We start from the raw sequence: 19,596 nt of genomic DNA, 5'->3' as shown, positions 1-19,596 counted from the left end.
ATGTAGTATAATATAGCTAAGTCACTGATTATTGGAGGAGTGATTAGTGGAGTGTGTTTAAAATGAAATAGAGACTTGCGCTCTAGAAGGGAAATTGCATGAAACGAACGAGAAAAGTAGTAGCCTTAGGACTGTGTTTGCCCTTATTACTTGGACTAATTGCTTGTCACCAAAATAATACGAGGACTGAAGCTGCAAATCAGACACAGACCAGTTCAGATAAAGTTCCTTGGACGGCTTCATATACCAATTTAAACAGTCAGGTAAGTTCCGAAGAGGTCAAATCTCTCTTATCAGCTCACTTGGATCCAAATAGTGTTGAGGCATTTTTCAATCTTGTTACAGACTATAATGTGACTGTCGGCTCCACTGGTTTAAGTGGGGATTTTACCTCCTTTACGAAGACAGAATATGACGTAGAGAAAATCAGCAATCTCTGGAATCAAAAAAAGGGTGACTTTGTTGGGACCAACTGTCGCATCAATAGCTATGCGCTCTTAAAAAATTCGGTCACCATTCCAAAACTTGAAAAGAATGATCAGCTGCTTTTTGTGGATAACGATGCTATCGATAAGGGAAAAGTATTTGATGCGAAAGATAAGGAAGAGTTTGATATTCTATTTTCTAGAGTGGAGACGGAAGCAACGACGGATGTAAAAGTTCACGCGCAGAAGATGGAGAAATTCTTCTCTCAGTTTCAATTCAATGATAAAGCTCGAATGTTGTCTGTTGTATTGCATGACAATTTGGATGGAGAGTATCTTTTTGTCGGGCATGTTGGTGTTTTAGTGCCAGCTGAGGAGGGTTTCTTATTTGTAGAGAAACTGACTTTTGAAGAGCCCTATCAAGCTATTAAGTTTGCGAGTAAAGAGGATTGTTACAAGTATTTAGCTACAAAGTATGCGGATTATACAGGTGATGGACTTGCTAAGCCTTTCATCATGGACAATGAAAAATGGGTTGAAGGATATTAAGATAGGCAAAGGAGAAGCAATATGGAGACTGTAATAGCGCTTTTAGTTATTATTCTTATCGGATTCTGGGCTGTAAACATTCTCAAGCCTCGTAAGTCAAATAAAAAGGAAAGATTTATTGGCTATATGCAGCGCTATGATATTGACGGTGAGGGCTATCAGTCAGAAGTCTGGGAGGTGACAGATGATGAGGATTTGAAATAAGGAGGAGAGTCCAAAAACAGTATTATGCCTTTTCAAGAAAGGGAACTAGTAACATTAGTGCTATCCTAAGGAACTTATAGGAGGAAACATTATGGGAATGATTGCTAATTATCGATATCTATCTGACAATGAATTAAGCCAAATAATGCGAGATTCTCGTCAGGAAGAGGAATTGCTTGACTTAGTCGAGGAATCTACTAAGGAAAATGAGACGTTGATAGATATTGACAAAATGTGGGATGCCTTACTCTTTGCTATGACAGGTTTTAGTAGTTCAGAATTTATGGATGAAGATCCTTTGAGAGAAGCTGTCTTGGGAGTGACCCCTTTAGAAAATGTGTCAGAATATATAGCCTATACTGAACACTCAAAGATAGCTGAGATTGTTCAAGCTTTAGAGAATTTTGACATGGATGGGGCTCTGACAGATTTTAGCATGGAAGCATGCAAGAAGGCAGATTTATACCCTGATATTTGGGATTATCTTGAAGAAGAGGAAGAAATCAAGAATGATATTCGAACCAGCTTTGTAAAAATGAAAGACTTTTACAAGAAAATCTTAGATCTCAAGGGAAATATCTTAGTGACTATTTGTTAAGTGCTTTTACCAACTGTTAGTCAGGTGCGTGATGAATGCACATCTAGAAAACCGAACACCTGATGACTTGTCTGGTGCAGGAAATATTCCACCGTGTAGTCGGACGGGATAGATAGAAATTGGTTATAGAATTTGTAAGCATAATAGATTTTAAACTTTAAGACGGAGAATTAAAGAGATGGGAAAAATTGAATGGGACAAGGTAAAGACTCGCTTAGACGCTTTGCTCGTCATTGATGAGTATCGAACAGATCCAAACAAGACCTGGCTTCGATTGATCAGTAAGACTGAGGAGAGCTATGGGGTCCGTTACCTTATCGACAACGGTTCTGGTGATTCTCTAGATGTGATCTTTACTGATAAAATGATCCTTATAAAGGGTTTTGATCATGAAAGCAGTTTGAGTCAATTTGCTGCTGACGAGTGGAATCAAGACATCATAGACGGATTTTATAGAGGACTAGATGAAAAGTATCAAAACCTTTACTCAGAAGAGCAAAAAGATGAAACAACCTTCTTTATCTGGTATGACGGTCAAGAGCATCAAAATAGCCACCAAGATCAGGACGGTGGCGAATGGTTGTTATCCTATTTCTTTGACAGTTTTGAGAAATTTCATGAGTTTGTGACGGATTACTATTCAATTACCGTAGATGAGGACTTACTTAGAAAACTTTACAATCAAGGACAGCTTTCAAAAGTAGAATTGGAGCAGTTGATTTGCACTTCCTAGCTGGAAATATATATAAAATCTGATGAAAAGAATTGATTTTCAATATCAAGTCATACTTTAAGATTATTAAAATATCTAATGGTTGTAGTTTCTTTTTTCTTATATCTTTGACGTTTTAAAGCGATTTCCTTTTATTAATGAATAATATTTTACGAACAAAAAAAGAAATTGTTTAAAAAAGTTTCACAAAATCCTTTACAAGCTCTTATAAACATGATATAGTTATAAGGCTTAGAAAATGAGAAGATGTTTTCTAGCAAATATAAACCCGAGTAAAAAATGCCTACGGACAGGCAGGGTTGAATGCCGAAGCGTGGTTGAAAAGCCACATTATTGATAGGGTTAAAAGCCTACTTTTATAAGTTGATGTTAGGACGCTTGTCCTAATTCATAAATTTTTAGTGTGGTGAAAGCACACGTCATCTTGTGAAACGATCAATAAAGTACGTAATATTTGCTACTAGAGAGTTAGGAAACATCAGGAACAGACATACTCAACAGAAACCAAAATACACACGTCAGAAGATTGCAGAGCAGGTGAAAACCTGCTCTTTTTTCATAAGTCAACCTTTAGCGCCTTTATCTTCTTGAGGTGCTAAAAATACGGTAAAGGAGTATGTCTTGAAGAAGTTAGATCAAAACCAAGCCCCAATTTATGAGGCCTTGGTCAAGCTACGCAAGAAAAGGATTGTTCCCTTTGATGTGCCAGGTCACAAGCGTGGGCGGGGAAATCCAGAACTGGTCGAACTGTTAGGGGAAAAATGTGTTGGTATTGATGTCAATTCGATGAAACCCTTGGATAATCTAGGCCATCCCATTTCGATTATTCGAGATGCGGAGGAGCTGGCTGCGGATGCTTTTGGCGCAGCCCATGCCTTTCTCATGATTGGGGGAACAACCTCATCAGTTCAGACCATGATTCTTTCGACCTGTAAGGCAGGAGATAAGATTATTCTGCCACGAAATGTCCACAAATCTGCTATCAATGCGCTGGTTCTATGTGGTGCCATTCCCATCTATATCGAGATGAGTGTAGATCCTAAAATTGGCATCGCTTTAGGTCTTGAAAATGACCGGGCTACCCAGGCCATTAAGGAACATCCAGATGCTAAAGCTATCCTAATCAACAATCCTACTTACTATGGGATTTGTTCAGATCTTAAGGGATTGACAGAGATGGCTCACGAAGCTGGCATGCTGGTTTTAGTGGATGAAGCCCATGGAGCGCATTTGCATTTTACAGATAAATTGCCGCTATCCGCTATGGATGCTGGGGCGGATATGGCAGCAGTTTCTATGCATAAGTCTGGCGGAAGTTTGACTCAGAGCTCTATCCTGCTTATCGGGGAGCAGATGAATCCTGAGTACGTTCGTCAGATTATCAACCTGACCCAGTCAACATCAGCATCTTACTTGTTGATGGCTAGTCTGGATATTTCACGTCGTAACTTAGCTCTTCGTGGCAAAGAGTCTTTTGAGAAAGTCATTGAGCTATCCGAATACGCTCGTCGTGAAATCAATGCTATCGGTGGTTACTATGCCTACTCAAAAGAGTTAATAGACGGTGTGTCAGTCTGTGATTTTGACGTGACCAAGCTGTCAGTCTACACTCAGGGAATTGGGCTAACAGGTATCGAGGTTTATGACCTCTTGCGAGATGAATACGATATTCAGATTGAATTCGGGGATATTGGCAATATATTGGCCTATATTTCAATTGGTGACCGCATCCAAGACATTGAGCGTCTGGTTGGTGCTTTAGCTGATATTAAGAGACTTTACTCACGAGATGGAAAGGACTTGATAGCTGGAGAATATATCCAGCCAGAGTTAGTGCTGTCTCCTCAGGAAGCCTTTTATTCAGAGAGAAGAAGTTTAACCTTGGATGATTCTGTTGGACAAGTCTGTGGGGAATTTGTCATGTGCTATCCTCCAGGAATTCCAATCCTAGCACCAGGTGAACGCATTACACGAGAAATTGTGGATTATATCCTGTTTGCCAAAGAGCGTGGTTGCTCCCTCCAAGGGACGGAAGATCCAGAGGTCAATCACATCAACGTCATTGAAAGAAAGGAGAACTAGATGGATTTATGGTTTTCTGAAGTTCATACTCCAGATGTGAAATTGTCCTTGAGAACTGCCAAGCAACTCTACGCCGGTAAAAGTGAATGGCAGGATATCGAAGTTTTAGACACACCAGCTTTTGGGAAAATACTGATTTTAAATGGGCATGTCTTGTTCTCAGATGCGGATGATTTTGTCTACAACGAAATGACGGTCCACGTTCCCATGGCTGTCCACCCAAATCCAAAGAAAGTCTTGGTTATAGGGGGTGGTGACGGCGGTGTTGCCCAAGTTTTGACACTGTATCCAGAATTGGAACAAATCGATATTGTAGAACCAGATGAGATGTTGGTTGAGGTTTGTCGTGAGTATTTCCCAGACTTTGCTGCAGGGCTTGATGACCCTCGTGTTACCATTTACTATCAAAACGGGCTTCGTTTTTTACGAAACTGTGAGGATGATTACGATATCATTATCAACGATGCGACAGATCCATTTGGACATACGGAAGGGCTCTTTACCAAGGAATTTTACGGTAACAGTTACAGAGCTCTGAAGGAAGACGGCATCATGATCTATCAGCATGGGAGTCCTTTCTTTGACGAAGATGAGTCAGCTTGCCGAAGTATGCACCGTAAGGTCAATCAAGCCTTTCCAATCAGCCGAGTCTATCAGGCCCATATCCCAACCAGTCCAGCTGGCTATTGGTTATTTGGCTTTGCATCGAAAAAATATCACCCTGTCAAAGATTTTGACAAGGAAGGCTGGAAAAAACGCCAGCTTTTCACGGAATACTATACTGCAAACTTACACGTGGGAGCCTTTATGTTGCCCAAGTATGTTGAGGACATTTTAGAAGAAGAGGAAGGAAAAAAATGAGTCGTTTATTAGTTATCGGATGTGGGGGCGTTGCCCAAGTTGCTATTTCAAAGATTTGCCAAGATAGTGAAACCTTTACAGAGATTATGATTGCCAGTCGTACCAAGTCAAAATGTGATGACTTGAAGGCTAAATTAGAAGGCAAAACAAGTACTAAGATTGAGACAGCTGCTCTTGATGCTGACAAGGTAGAAGAAGTGATTGCTTTGATTGAAAGCTACAAACCAGAAGCCGTTTTGAACGTAGCTCTACCGTACCAAGATTTGACCATCATGGATGCTTGTTTGGCGACAGGTGTCCACTATATCGACACGGCCAACTATGAGGCTGAGGACACAGAAGATCCAGAATGGCGTGCCATTTATGAAAAACGTTGCAAGGACCTTGGTTTTACAGCCTACTTTGACTACTCATGGCAGTGGGCTTATCAGGAAAAATTCAAAGAAGCAGGCTTGACCGCTCTGCTTGGATCTGGCTTTGACCCAGGTGTAACCAGCGTCTTTTCAGCATATGCCCTCAAACACTATTTTGATGAAATCCACTATATCGACATTCTAGACTGTAATGGTGGTGACCACGGTTATCCATTTGCAACAAACTTTAACCCAGAAATCAATCTCCGCGAGGTTTCTGCTCCAGGTTCTTACTGGGAAGATGGAAAATGGGTCGAAGTCGAAGCCATGTCAATTAAGCGTGAGTATGATTTCCCTCAGGTTGGACAAAAAGACATGTATCTCCTTCACCACGAAGAAATTGAATCATTGGCCAAAAACATTCCTGGAGTCAAACGGATTCGTTTCTTTATGACTTTTGGCCAATCCTATCTAACGCATATGAAATGCTTGGAAAACGTTGGTCTTCTTCGTACGGATGCTATTAACTTTAATGGACAAGACATTGTACCGATTCAATTCTTGAAAGCCTTGCTTCCTGATCCTGCCAGCCTTGGCCCACGCACAGTTGGTAAAACTAATATCGGCTGTATCTTTACAGGTGTCAAAGACGGTGTTGAAAAGGCTATCTATATCTACAATGTTTGCGACCATCAGGAATGTTACGCAGAAGTTGGGTCACAGGCAATTTCATACACAACAGGAGTTCCAGCCATGATTGGGACCAAATTAGTGATGAACGGTACTTGGAAACAACCGGGTGTTTATAATCTTGAAGAATTGGATCCAGATCCATTCATGGAAGCTTTGAATGAGTACGGCTTGCCATGGGTTGTGGTTGAAAATCCACAAATGGTGGACTAATGAAGTTAGAACAAGTACCCACACCAGCCTATGTCATTGACTTGGCCAAGTTAGAAGCCAATTGCCGTATTTTACAGCAAGTTCAGGAAGAAGCGGGCTGCAAGGTTTTACTTGCTCAGAAGGCTTATTCCCTCTACAAAACCTATCCCTTGATTAGTCAGTATCTATCAGGTACGACGGCTAGTGGTCTCTATGAGGTTAAGCTAGCTAGAGAAGAGTTCCCAGGGGAAGTCCATGTATTTGCACCTGCTTTCAAGGATGCAGACTTGGAGGAATTGCTGGAGATAACGGACCATATCGTCTTCAACTCGGAGAGACAGTTGCGGAAACATGGGGCTCGTTGCCGAGAGGCTGGTATTAGTGTCGGTTTGCGCCTCAATCCTCAATGTTCTACCCAAGGAGATCATGCGCTCTATGACCCTTGTGCTCCGGGATCTCGGTTTGGAGTTACTTTAGAGAAGATACCGAGTGATTTGCTGGACTTAGTAGATGGTCTTCATTTTCATACCCTTTGTGAGCAGGGGGCAGATGATTTAGAGACAACTTTGAAAGCTGTAGAAGAACAGTTTGGACCTTATTTACATGAGGTCAAATGGCTCAATATGGGTGGAGGACACCACATCACAAGAAAAGACTACGATGTGGATTTGCTGATTTCTGAAATCAAGCGTATCCGAGAAACTTACAATCTTGAAGTTTATATTGAGCCTGGTGAAGCCATTGCGCTCAATGCGGGTTATCTAGCAACTGAAGTATTGGATATTGTCGAAAACGGTATGGAAATCTTGGTTTTAGACGCCTCTGCGACCTGCCATATGCCTGATGTACTTGAGATGCCCTATCGTCCACCTTTGAGAAATGGCTTTGAGGCACAGGAAAAAGCCCATACCTATAGACTTTCTTCCAATACCTGTCTGACGGGCGATGTGATTGGTGATTATAGCTTTGAAAATCCAGTCCAAATCGGTGATAGACTTTATTTCGAAGACATGGCCATTTATTCTTTTGTCAAAAATAATACCTTTAACGGTATTGGCTTGCCAAGTCTCTATCTCATGGACGAGCGAGGTGACTGCAGCTTAGTCAAAGCCTTTGGCTATCAAGACTTTAAAGGGAGATTATCATGATGGACAGTCCAAAAAAATTAGGCTATCGTATGCCAGCAGAGTATGAAGCTCATCATGGGACTTTGATGATTTGGCCGACTCGACCAGGTTCATGGCCTTTTCAAGGAAAGGCTGCAAAAAAAGCATTTAGCCAAATTATCAAGACCATAGCAGAAGGGGAAACTGTTTATCTTTTGGTGGAACGGGACCATCTATCTGAAGCCCAATCCTATCTCGGAGACAAGGTCGTTTATCTAGATATTCCTACCAATGATGCCTGGGCCCGTGATACTGGTCCGACTATTCTCGTCAATGATAAAAGAGACAAGTTGGCAGTCGATTGGTCTTTCAATGCCTGGGGTGGAGCTGTAGATGGTCTTTATCAAGATTATGAAGAGGATAACCAAGTAGCTAGTCGTTTTGCTGAGGCATTGGAAATGCCTGTTTACGATGCCAAACCTTTTGTACTGGAAGGCGGGGCAATCCAAAGCGATGGTCAAGGGACCATTCTTGTGACTGAAAGTTGCCTACTAAGCGCTGGTCGCAATCCCCACCTGTCTAAAGAGCAAATTGAAAACACCTTATTAGAGTGCCTTGGCGCTGAAAACGTTATCTGGCTGCCTTATGGTATTTATCAGGACGAAACCAATGAACACGTTGACAATGTTGCCGCTTTCGTTGGTCCTGCAGAACTTGTCTTGGCTTGGACAGATGATCAAAATGATCCCCAATATGCCATGTCAGTAGCTGATTTAGAGCTTTTAGAGAAGGAAACGGATGCAAAAGGGCGTCCCTTCACCATTCATAAATTGCCTATCCCTGCAGTTCGACAAGTTGTAACCGAAGAGGATTTGCCAGGCTACATCTATGAAGAAGGGGAAGAAGAGCGTTATGCAGGTGAACGTCTTGCAGCTTCCTATGTCAATTTCTATATTGCCAACAAGGCTGTCTTAGTGCCCCAGTTTGAGGATGTCAATGACCAAGTGGCCCTAGATATCCTCAGCAAGTGTTTTCCAGACCGTAAAGTCGTAGGAATAGCAGCTAGAGATATTCTCTTAGGTGGTGGCAATATCCACTGTATCACCCAACAAATCCCAGAATAGGAGAAAAAGATGAGAAATGTAAGAGTTGCAGCGATCCAGATGCAATGTGCTAAGGATGTGGCAACGAATATCCAAACAGCGGAACGTCTAGTACGTCAGGCTGCAGAACAAGGCGCACAAATCATTCTCTTGCCCGAATTGTTTGAACGTCCTTATTTTTGTCAGGAACGCCAGTATGACTACTACCAGTATGCCCAGTCGGTGACAGAAAATACAGCTATTCAGCATTTCAAGGAGCTTGCTAAGGAACTAAATGTTGTTTTACCGATTAGTTTCTACGAAAAAGATGGGAATGTCTTATATAACTCAATCGCCATCATTGATGCAGATGGAGAGGTACTTGGCGTTTATCGGAAAACCCACATACCAGATGACCATTATTATCAAGAAAAGTTTTATTTCACGCCTGGTAACACTGGCTTCAAGGTCTGGGACACTCGTTATGCTAAGATTGGAATTGGTATCTGTTGGGATCAATGGTTCCCTGAAACAGCCCGTTGTCTTGCATTGGATGGGGCAGAATTGCTTTTTTACCCAACAGCTATTGGTTCAGAGCCAATTTTGGATACAGACAGTTGTGGTCACTGGCAACGTACTATGCAAGGGCACGCAGCAGCTAATATTGTCCCAGTCATTGCAGCCAATCGTTATGGTTTGGAGGAAGTCACTCCTAGTGAGGAAAATGGCGGACAGAGTTCTAGTCTTGACTTCTACGGTTCCTCCTTTATGACGGATGAAACAGGAGCTATTCTAGAGAGAGCTGAAAGACAAGGAGAAGCTGTTCTGTTAGCAACTTATGACCTGGACAAGGGAGCAAGTGAACGCCTCAACTGGGGACTGTTTCGTGATAGAAGACCAGAAATGTACCAACGGATTACCGACTAGAAGATAAATATCATAATAATTTTTTGATATTCACGCCTGTCTTACAAAAATGTAAGATAGGCTTTTTAAATGTAAGATGGGTGTACGATTATACGTGGAAATGTATGCTATACTCTATGTAGATCAAAAAGAAAGAGGTTTATTATGAAAAAATGGAATGCGACTCAGTTGAAGTATCTGATGGCGGCAGTAATGGTTCTAGACCATATCCCTCATATCACAGGGATCGTTTCTCCTTTGTGGGAAGGCATCTTTCACGCCTTGACCCGTTGTGTGGGAGTTTGGTTTGCCTATATGGCTATGGAAGGATTTATCCATACTCGAAATTTGAAAAACTACCTCATCCGCCTTTGGAGTTGGGCGCTTATCATGTTTGCTGGAAATAGCCTTCTCAATGCCCTATTTGTATCCAAAGGAGTAATGGTCACTAATAATATTTTCCTGACTTTGGCCATCGGTGTTACCATGCTTTGGATTGGTTTTCCCAGAAAAGAGTTGGATAAAAAGGAGAAGTTGTGGCGTCGGATTGGGCTTGCTGGGCTCTTGATTTTCGGGTGTCTTTTTACTGAGGGTGGCATCACCATGCTACCATTTCTCTTGATTAGTTACTCTTGTCGAAATCGCAAGGGCTTGCGAAATCTCCTCTATGCCTTTCTGTGGGCCTTCTTGTTAGTGACTTCCATCCAAATTTACGACACTTGGCACCAAACACTGGAAATGATGCTTTTCAATTCTGACTGGCTCTTTATCACCGTTTTTCCTTTTATGGCCTTGTATAATGGACAGCGAGGAAAAGAAACTAGTTGGAGTAAATATTTCTTTTATATTTTCTACCCAGCTCATCTATGGATCATAACTTTGATTGCTTATTTAGTTAAATAGCAAAAAAGCAAATAGCAGTAAATTCTCTCTATTTGCTTTTTCTTGTTATAAAATATACTTCTCAATGGCACGCGCGACGCCACCTTCTTCATTGCTAGCCGTAACGTCATTGGCTAAGGATTTGACATGGTCGCTGGCATTTCCCATAGCAATGCCAAGTCCTGCAAACTGAAGCATTTCGATATCGTTATTGGCATCGCCCATGGCCATAATTTCTGAGGGCTCGATCTTCAAAATCGCTGCTAGTCGAGAAAGAGCAGTAGCCTTTGTTGTTCCAAGTGGCATGGCTTCATAAATGACAGGCTGCGAACGAACACCGCTAAATCGCTGGCAGAGTTCCTCAGTAAACCGCTGCTCAAAATCGTCTGTTTGCTCTTTGGTGCCTAAAAACATACCCTGAAACATACGGTACTTACCACTGGTGGCTTCCTCAAGGGAAATTTCAGTTAGGTCTGAAAAGACTAGCTTGGCATCATTTTGAACAATTTCATTTGGCTTGCCACCGAGAACAAAATAATGTTTCTCATCAAAAAGAGTCAACTGGACGTCGCTTTGTTCAGCTAGGTCATAGAGGTATTCAATGTCAGCTGGACTGAGTTCTTGCCAGTCAACTAGACTCCAGTCACTGGTCTGGTGAGTTGAACAACCGTTATTGACGATGACATACTCATTCTGGAGGTCAAGTCCTAGTTTTTTATAGTAGGGAAGGACACCGAAAAGTGGGCGACCTGTACAGAGAACCAGTTTGACACCTTTTTCAATGGCTTGGTGAATAGCAGTAATGTGGGCTTGAGGGATTTCCTTGGCTTCATTAAGGAGGGTTCCGTCCATATCCAAGGCAAGTAGTTTAATCATAAGACTTCCTTTTCTAGGTGTTTTGCTTTTATTATAGCATATAGACTATAAAATGTCTGACAGAATTGTAACATTCGGCTTTCCTTTTCTTGAAAAACAAAATAAATTCTTATATAATATGTATACTTAATATTTAAGGAGAGATAATGTCAAAGTATCAGTTTAATTCAATTTACAAAAATGATGAAACAGAGTCTACAGGTCTTCTTTTCATCAAAGTCTACAACAAGTGGGAAAGCAACTTAAAAAGAGTCTTGAAATCAGTTGGCCTCACTTTGCCCCAATTTATCGTTTTGACTTCGCTTTTGTTTCTGTCTAATAGAGAGGAATATGTAACGCAAGTTGATATTGCTCGGTTCACTGGTATGGATGTCATGACGGTTTCCCAGATTGTTAGGCTACTGGAGAAGAAGGACTACATTGGACGAGATCAACATCCAAAGGATAGCCGGGCAAAACTGGTCTCAGTGACGAAGTCTGGCGCGGAGAAGGCCAATCAAGCTTTACCCTTAGTAGAAGGTGTTGATGAAGAATTTTTTGAAAAACTATCTAACGATAGAGAAGTTTTTAATCGTTTGTTAGTAGAGTTGGAGGATAAAAATGCCTAGATATTGGGTCGGAGTTGTTTCGAAGAACCATGTTTTAAGAGGAGTTGAAGGAAATTTTTGTCAGGTCTGTCATGGAAAGGGTGGCCCCTTAAATCGTATGAAAAAAGGAGACTACCTTTTATACTATAGTCCAAAATACGATATGAATGGTCAAGATAAGTTACAGGCTTTTGTGGCCGTAGGTAAAATTATAGACGACAAGGCCCATCAAGTAGAGCAATTCGAAGGATTCTTTCCCTTTAGACGAAATGTCGAGTATTATCAACCAGTCAAAGATTGTTCCATAGAAATAGCCAGACAACATCCTGAATGGAGAGACTATACTTCTCGACTTCGTTATGGACATTTTGAAGTTTCCAAAGACTTTTTCCTCTATATCTTTCAGCATATGAAAGTGGATGATGAAGCATGATTGATTTGCTAATTAAATGATTGTCAACTAGAATTTTGGATTTGGACTGTGAAGCGAACTTTGCTATAATAGAGTAAGAAACTTTGATAAAGCAAACGAGGCTGAGATGAAATTACTTTATACTGATATTCGGACTTCTTTGACTGAAATTTTAACGAGAGAGGCGGAAGAGCTAGTTGCTGCTGGCAAGCGGGTCTTCTACATCGCCCCCAACTCTCTTTCTTTTGAAAAGGAACGCGCCGTGCTGGAATGCTTGTCCCAGCAGGCTTCTTTTGCGATTACCGTCACGCGTTTCGCTCAAATGGCTCGTTACCTGGTCTTGAATGATTTGCCGACTAAAACTAGTCTAGATGACATCGGGCTTGGGATGGCTTTTTATAAGTGCCTTGCGGAACTCGATCCCAAGGACTTACGTGTTTATGGTGCAATTAAGCAGGATCCTCAATTTATCCAGCAGTTGGTTGAACTTTATCATGAGATGACGACTGCTCAGATGAGCTTTTTGGACTTAGAAAATTTGACGGATGAGGACAAGAGAGCAGACTTACTCTTGATTTTTGAGAAAGTAACGGCCTATCTCAATCATGGTCAGTTGGCTCAGGGAAGTCAGTTGTCCCATTTGATTGAGGCTATTGAGAATGATAAGGTAAGTAGTGATTTCAGTCAACTTGCCTTGGTAATTGACGGATTTACCCGTTTTTCTGCTGAGGAAGAGCGTGTAGTGGATCTACTCCATCGCAAAGGTGCCGAGATTGTTATTGGTGCCTATGCAAGCAAGAAAGCCTATACCAGTCCGTTCACTGAAGGAAATCTCTACCAAGCCAGTGTGGAATTCCTCCATCATTTGGGGGCAAAATACCAAATACCTGCTCAGGATTGTTCTCAGACGCATGAGAAGATCGATAGTTTTGACAAGGCCTCTCGTTTGCTGGAGTCTACTTATGACTTTTCAGAACTCGCTTTAGATATCGATGAGAAAGACCGTGAAAATCTGCAAATCTGGTCTTGTTTGACACAAAAGGAAGAGTTGGAGTTGGTAGCCCGCAGCATTCGTCAACAATTACATGACAATCCAGAACTGAGTTACAAGCATTTTCGTATTCTCTTAGGAGATGTGGCTTCTTATCAGTTGTCCTTAAAGACCATTTTTGACCAGTACCAGATTCCTTTCTATCTTGGTAGAAGTGAATCTATGGCTCACCACCCCTTAACCCAGTATGTCGAATCTATTTTGCGTTTGAAACGCTACCGTTTTCGTCAAGAAGATTTGATTAATCTCCTCAGAACTGGTTTGTATACTGACCTTAGTCAGGATGATATTGATACTTTTGAGCAATATCTCCGCTATCTTGGCATCAATGGGTTGCCAGCTTTTCAGCAGACCTTCACAAAATCCCACCACGGAAAATTTGATTTGGCACGTTTGAACGCCATTCGTCTGCGAGTTTTGGTACCACTTGAAACCTTATTTGCCAGTCGGAAGCAAAAAGCTGAAAATCTCTTGCAAAAGTGGAGTATTTTTCTAAAAAATGCTGCTTTAAGCAAGCAGATGCAAGATTTGACAGCTACTATGGAAACTCTAGAACAGGAAAGACAAGCTGAAGTTTGGAAAGCCTTTTGTCATGCTTTAGAACAATTTGCGACGGTTTTTGATGGTTCGCAAGTTAGTCTGGAGGACTTCCTAGCCTTGCTCCACTCAGGGATGACTTTATCTCAGTATCGCACTATTCCAGCGACAGTGGACACTGTTCTGGTGCAGAGTTACGATTTGATTGCACCTCTGACCGCTGACTTTGTCTATGCCATTGGACTCACTCAGGATCATTTGCCAAAAATTGCGCAAAACACCAGTCTATTGACAGATGAAGAAAGACAAAGCCTAAACCAAGCTACTGAAGAGGGAGCACAATTACTGATTGCAAGTAGCGAAAATCTCAAGAAAAATCGCTATACCATGCTTTCTTTAGTCAATGCCGCCCGTAAGCAGTTGGTGTTGTCAGCACCAAGTCTTCTTAATGAAAATGAGAGCAAGGAAACGGCCTATCTTCAGGAACTGGTGAGTTTTGGATTTAGCCGGACAGAGAAGAAGATTCATCAAAAAAGTCTGTCTAAGGATGATATGGGTTCTTATCACAGTCTATTGTCTAGTCTAGTTGCCTATCATCAGCAGGGCGAGACAAGTAATACTGAGCAAGATTTGACCTTTGTCAAGGTTTTGGCTCGTATCATGGGGAAAAAACTTGACCAAAAAGGTCTTACAAATCCAGTTATCCCAACTAATCCAAGTAGCAAGCCATTAGAGAAAGAGACCTTGCAGGCTCTCTATCCCGCTGACAAGGAGTTTTGCCTGTCTACGTCTGGTTTGACGGAGTTTTACCGCAATGAATACAGTTATTTCCTCCGTTATGTCTTAGGTTTGCAGGAAGAATTGCGCCTTCGTCCTGATGCTCGCAGTCATGGGAATTTCTTGCATCGTATTTTTGAACGTACCTTGAAACTCCCTGCTGAAAATTCCTTTGATCAGCGTTTGGAGCAAGCTATCAAGGAAACCAGCCAAGAACGCGAATTTGAAGCTATTTATCAGGAAAGTTTGGAAGCCCAGTTTACCAAGGAAATTCTGCTTGATGTTGCGCGGACAACAGGCCACATCCTTCGTCATAATCCAGCCATTGAAACCATCCAAGAGGAGGCAACATTTGGTGGAAAGGATCAGGCCTTTATTCAATTGGACGATGGTCGCAGTGTCCATGTGCGAGGCAAGGTTGACCGTATTGACCGCCTGAAAGCTGATGGAGCGCTAGGAGTGGTGGACTACAAGTCTAGTCTGACTCAGTTCCAGTTTCCTCATTTCTTTAATGGGCTTAATTCCCAACTGCCAACCTATCTTGCTGCCCTAAAAAGAGAAGGGGAGCAGAACTTTTTCGGTGCCATGTACTTGGAAATGGCTGAGCCTGTCCAATCTTTATTAGCTGTTAAAAGTCTGGCAGGAGCAGTAGCAGAAGCCAGCAAATCTATGAAATACCAGGGACTCTTTTTAGAAAAAGAAAGCAGTCACTTGGGCGAATTTTACAACAAAAACAAGGCTAATCAGCTGACAGACGAGGAATTCCAGCTCTTATTGGACTACAATGCCCATCTTTACAAGAAGGCAGCTGAGAAGATTTTAGAAGGCCATTTTGCCATTAATCCATACACAGAAAACGGCAGAAGTATTGCCCCGTATGTCCAGCAACACCAAGCCATCACTGGATTTGAAGCCAATTACCACTTAGGACAAGCCCGTTTCCTAGAGAAGTTGGACTTAGCTGACGGTAAGCGTCTGGTCGGAGAAAAGCTCAAGCAAGCTTGGTTTGAGAAAATGAGAGAGGAGTTGAATCGATGAAGCCCATTTCCTTTTTAACTGAGGAAGAAATTCAAAAACTGCAAGAAGCAGAAGCGAGTTCGAACAAGGAACAAAAGAAAACAGCTGAGCAAATCGAAGCCATTTATACCGCAGGGCAAAATATCCTTGTTTCAGCGTCTGCTGGTTCAGGGAAGACCTTTGTTATGGCCGAGCGCATTCTGGATCAGTTAGCGCGAGGTGTGGAAATCAGCCAACTCTTTATCTCGACCTTTACCGTCAAGGCTGCTACTGAACTAAAGGAGCGCTTGGAGAAAAAAATCAGCAAGCAAATCCAAGAAAGTAGAGATGTTGATCTCAAACAACACTTGGGACGTCAGTTGGCAGATCTGCCAAACGCGGCCATCGGAACTATGGACTCCTTCACACAAAAGTTCCTCGGTAAACATGGCTATCTGATTGATATTGCACCAAATTTCCGTATTCTACAAAATGAAAGTGAACAGTTAATCCTCAAAAACGAAGTTTTTCATCAGGTGTTTGAAGCCCATTACCCAGGTGAAAATAAAGAGACCTTTAGTCGTTTGGTGAAAAACTTTGCTGGGCGTGGCAAGGATGAACGTGGTCTGCGCCAGCAAGTCTACAAAATATATGATTTCCTCCAATCCACCAGCAGTCCCCAAAAATGGTTGAACGAGTCTTTTCTCAAAGGGTTTGAAGAAGCTGACTTTGTAATTGAAAAAGACAAATTAACTGAGCAAATCAAGCAGGCGCTTTGGGACTTGGAAAGTTTCTTTCGTTATCATCTGGATAACGATGCCAAGGAGTTTCCAAAAGCTGCCTATTTAGAAAATGTGCAGCTGGTTCTGGATGAAATTGGCTCCTTAAATCAAGAGTCCGATAGCCAGGCTTATCGAGCAGTGCTTGCACGTGTTGTTGCCATCTCTAAGGAGAAAAATGGTCGAGCTCTGGCTAACTCTAGTCGTAAGGCCGATTTGAAGACACTGGCTGATGCCTATAACGATGAAAGAAAGACCCTGTTTTCTAAACTAGGACAACTGGCGGACCAGATAACGATTCTCGACTACCAAGAACATTATCATGAAGATACTTGGGAGCTAGCTAAAACCTTCCAAACCTTTATGAGTGATTTTGTGGAGGCTTATCGTGAGCGTAAACGTTTGGAAAATGCCTTTGAATTCGCTGATATCAGCCATTACACCATTGAGATTTTAGAGAATTTCCCTAAAGTCCGCGAGGCTTATCAGGAACGATTTCATGAAGTCATGGTCGATGAGTATCAGGATACTAATCACATTCAAGAACGGATGCTGGAATTGCTGTCGAATGGTCACAATCGCTTTATGGTGGGAGATATCAAGCAATCCATCTACCGTTTCCGTCAGGCAGATCCCCAAATTTTCAATGAAAAATTCCAACGCTATGCGCAAAATCATAAAGAAGGCAAGTTGATTCTTCTTAAGGAAAATTTCCGTAGTAGTTCAGAAGTGCTGTCTGCAACCAATGATGTTTTTGCACGCCTTATGGACCAAGAGGTCGGCGAAATCAACTATGATAGCATGCACCAGCTTGTTTTTGCCAATACCAAGCTGACTCCTAATCCAGACAACAAGGCAGAATTTCTCCTCTACGATAAGGACGATAGTGGGCAAGAGGAGGAAGAGAGCCAAACAGAATCGAAACTAACTGGTGAAATGCGTCTGGTCATCAAGGAAATCTTGAAGCTCCATCAAGAGAAAGGTGTAGCCTTTAAGGAAATTGCCCTTTTGACTTCCAGTCGCAGTCGAAATGACCAGATTCTACTCGCACTGTCTGAGTACGGAATTCCAGTTAAAACCGACGGTGAGCAAAACAACTATCTCCAATCCCTAGAAGTACAAGTCATGCTGGATACGCTTCGTGTCATCCACAATCCCCTGCAAGACTACGCCTTGGTTGCCCTTATGAAGTCCCCTATGTTTGGTTTTGATGAGGACGAGTTAGCACGTTTGTCCCTTCAGAAAGCAGAGGATAAAATCCAAGAAAATCTCTATGAGAAACTGGTCAATGCTCAAAAACAAGCAGCTAGCCAGAAAAACTTAATCCACACCGCTCTAGCTGAAAAACTAAATCAATTCATGGATATTTTAGATTCTTGGCGCTTGTATGCCAAAGTTCACTCACTCTACGACTTGATTTGGAAGATTTATAATGACCGTTTTTACTATGACTATGTTGGTGCTTTGCTCAATGGTCCAGCCAGACAAGCCAATCTTTATGCCCTAGCTCTGCGAGCAGACCAGTTTGAAAAGAGCAATTTCAAGGGTTTGTCTCGTTTTATCCGTATGATTGATCAGGTTTTGGATGCCCAGCATGATCTCGCAAGCGTAGCCGTCGCACCACCAAAAGACGCCGTAGAGCTCATGACCATTCACAAGAGTAAAGGTCTGGAGTTTCCTTATGTCTTTATCCTCAATATGGATCAGGACTTCAATAAGCAAGACTCGATGTCAGACGTCATTCTCAGCCGTCAAAATGGGCTTGGTGTCAAATACATTGCCAAGGTGGAAACAGGAGCAGTGGAAGCACACTATCCTAAAACCATCAAACTCTCCATTCCCAGCCTTACCTATACGCAGAATGAAGAAGAACTGCAATTGGCTAGCTACTCAGAGCAGATGCGTCTGCTGTATGTTGCCATGACGCGAGCCGAGAGAAAGCTTTATCTTGTCGGTAAGGGCTCTCGTGAAAAGCTAGAAGCTAAGGAATACCCAGCAGCAAATAACGGAAAATTAGATAGCAATACCAGACTGCAAGCCAGAAATTTCCAAGATTGGATCTGGGCTATTAGCAAAGTATTTGCCAAGGACAATCTCAACTTTAGCTATCGTTTTGTTGGTGAAGACCAGCTGACCAGAGAAGCTATCGGAGAATTGGAAAACAAGAGTCCTCTACAAGATAGCTCTCAAGCAGACAACCGCCAGTCAGAAACCATCAAAGAGGCTTTGGAAATGCTGAAAGAGGTGGAAGTTTATAATACTCTTCACCGCGCAGCCATTGAACTATCAAGTGTTCAAACCCCAAGCCAAATCAAGAAATTCTACGAACCCGTTATGGATATGGAAGGGGTACAAATTGCTAACCAAACTCAATCACCGGAAAAGCAAATCAGCTTTGATTTACCAGATTTTTCAACTAAAGAAAAGGTAACTGGAGCGGAGATTGGTAGTGCAACCCACGAACTGATGCAGAGAATTGACCTCAGTCAGCAACCAACACTTGCTAGTCTGGCAGAAACTCTCAAACAAGTTCAGACTAGTCCAGCTGTTAGAGACAAAATCAATCTTTCTAAAATCCTAGCTTTCTTTGACACATCACTTGGTCAGGAGATTCTTGGTAATACCAGCCATCTTTATCGCGAGCAACCTTTCTCCATGCTCAAACGCGACCAAAAGAGTCAGGAAGACTTTGTTGTTCGTGGAATCTTGGATGGCTATCTTCTTTATAAGGATCGTATCGTTCTTTTCGACTACAAAACAGACCGTTACGACGAACCAAGTCAACTCATAGACCGTTATCGTGGCCAGTTAGCGCTATACGGAGAGGCTTTATCACGAGCCTATTCTATTAAAAATATTGAAAAATACTTGATCTTACTTGGCAAAGACGAGGTTCAAGTTGTAAAAGTATAACCTAG

General features: G+C 42.0%; 16 protein-coding genes. 15 read left to right on the top strand and 1 reads right to left on the bottom strand.

The window, feature by feature from the left end:
- Window positions 1–98 precede the first annotated feature (98 nt).
- From I6H78_RS00775 to I6H78_RS00725, 11 genes are all read left to right on the top strand, one after another.
- On the top strand, window positions 99–974 hold the full coding sequence (locus I6H78_RS00775) for a DUF4300 family protein (protein WP_198459629.1): 876 nt from the start codon (window positions 99–101) through the stop codon (window positions 972–974).
- Window positions 975–995: 21 nt separating this feature from the next.
- On the top strand, window positions 996–1,178 hold the full coding sequence (locus I6H78_RS00770; protein ID WP_198459628.1) for a hypothetical protein: 183 nt from the start codon (window positions 996–998) through the stop codon (window positions 1,176–1,178).
- A 91-nt stretch (window positions 1,179–1,269) separates the two neighbouring features.
- Window positions 1,270–1,776 carry a YfbM family protein gene (locus I6H78_RS00765; protein WP_198459627.1) on the top strand — a complete coding sequence of 169 codons (507 nt, stop codon included), beginning with the start codon at window positions 1,270–1,272 and terminating at the stop codon, window positions 1,774–1,776.
- A gap of 178 nt (window positions 1,777–1,954) precedes the next feature.
- Window positions 1,955–2,509, top strand: coding sequence for a hypothetical protein (locus tag I6H78_RS00760; protein WP_198459626.1), 555 nt, complete (start codon window positions 1,955–1,957; stop codon window positions 2,507–2,509).
- A gap of 621 nt (window positions 2,510–3,130) precedes the next feature.
- Entirely contained in the window at window positions 3,131–4,591 is a 1,461-nt protein-coding gene (locus I6H78_RS00755) for an aminotransferase class I/II-fold pyridoxal phosphate-dependent enzyme (RefSeq protein ID WP_198459625.1), read from the top strand.
- A complete protein-coding gene (speE, locus tag I6H78_RS00750) occupies window positions 4,592–5,452 on the top strand; it encodes a polyamine aminopropyltransferase (RefSeq protein WP_000366713.1) in 861 nt (286 codons plus the stop codon).
- Window positions 5,449–6,708, top strand: a complete 1,260-nt coding sequence (locus tag I6H78_RS00745; RefSeq protein ID WP_198459624.1) for a saccharopine dehydrogenase family protein — start codon at window positions 5,449–5,451, stop codon at window positions 6,706–6,708. Before speE ends, I6H78_RS00745 begins: the two co-directional genes overlap by 4 nt.
- The gene (gene nspC / locus I6H78_RS00740) at window positions 6,708–7,835 is read left to right on the top strand and encodes a carboxynorspermidine decarboxylase (protein ID WP_198459623.1); all 1,128 of its coding nucleotides are present in this window, start codon (window positions 6,708–6,710) and stop codon (window positions 7,833–7,835) included. Before I6H78_RS00745 ends, nspC begins: the two co-directional genes overlap by 1 nt.
- The gene (aguA, locus tag I6H78_RS00735; RefSeq protein ID WP_198459622.1) at window positions 7,832–8,917 is read left to right on the top strand and encodes an agmatine deiminase; all 1,086 of its coding nucleotides are present in this window, start codon (window positions 7,832–7,834) and stop codon (window positions 8,915–8,917) included. Before nspC ends, aguA begins: the two co-directional genes overlap by 4 nt.
- A gap of 9 nt (window positions 8,918–8,926) precedes the next feature.
- Window positions 8,927–9,802 carry an N-carbamoylputrescine amidase gene (gene aguB / locus I6H78_RS00730; RefSeq protein ID WP_198459621.1) on the top strand — a complete coding sequence of 292 codons (876 nt, stop codon included), beginning with the start codon at window positions 8,927–8,929 and terminating at the stop codon, window positions 9,800–9,802.
- Between the two features lie 144 nt (window positions 9,803–9,946).
- A complete protein-coding gene (locus I6H78_RS00725) occupies window positions 9,947–10,684 on the top strand; it encodes a TraX family protein (RefSeq protein ID WP_198459620.1) in 738 nt (245 codons plus the stop codon).
- A gap of 45 nt (window positions 10,685–10,729) precedes the next feature.
- Here I6H78_RS00725 and I6H78_RS00720 read toward each other — a convergent pair whose 3' ends face one another.
- On the bottom strand, window positions 10,730–11,539 hold the full coding sequence (locus tag I6H78_RS00720; RefSeq protein ID WP_198459619.1) for a Cof-type HAD-IIB family hydrolase: 810 nt from the start codon (window positions 11,537–11,539) through the stop codon (window positions 10,730–10,732).
- 146 nt (window positions 11,540–11,685) lie between these two features.
- On the opposite strand from I6H78_RS00720, the gene I6H78_RS00715 reads away from it, so the two are divergent.
- From I6H78_RS00715 to addA, 4 genes are all read left to right on the top strand, one after another.
- The gene (locus I6H78_RS00715; RefSeq protein ID WP_198459618.1) at window positions 11,686–12,147 is read left to right on the top strand and encodes a MarR family winged helix-turn-helix transcriptional regulator; all 462 of its coding nucleotides are present in this window, start codon (window positions 11,686–11,688) and stop codon (window positions 12,145–12,147) included.
- Window positions 12,140–12,559 carry an EVE domain-containing protein gene (locus tag I6H78_RS00710; RefSeq protein WP_198459617.1) on the top strand — a complete coding sequence of 140 codons (420 nt, stop codon included), beginning with the start codon at window positions 12,140–12,142 and terminating at the stop codon, window positions 12,557–12,559. The genes I6H78_RS00715 and I6H78_RS00710 overlap by 8 nt, the downstream gene beginning before the upstream one ends.
- A 106-nt stretch (window positions 12,560–12,665) precedes the next feature.
- Window positions 12,666–15,941, top strand: a complete 3,276-nt coding sequence (gene rexB, locus I6H78_RS00705; RefSeq protein WP_198459616.1) for an ATP-dependent nuclease subunit B — start codon at window positions 12,666–12,668, stop codon at window positions 15,939–15,941.
- Entirely contained in the window at window positions 15,938–19,591 is a 3,654-nt protein-coding gene (gene addA, locus I6H78_RS00700; protein WP_198459615.1) for a helicase-exonuclease AddAB subunit AddA, read from the top strand. The genes rexB and addA overlap by 4 nt, the downstream gene beginning before the upstream one ends.
- The last annotated feature ends 5 nt before the right edge of the window (window positions 19,592–19,596 follow it).

It is taken from the genome of Streptococcus oralis (assembly GCF_016127915.1).
Classification (GTDB): Bacteria; Bacillota; Bacilli; order Lactobacillales; family Streptococcaceae; genus Streptococcus; species Streptococcus oralis_BO.
The sequence above is the reverse complement of the archived record's forward strand: the minus strand, read 5'-3'. Positions and strand labels throughout refer to the sequence as shown.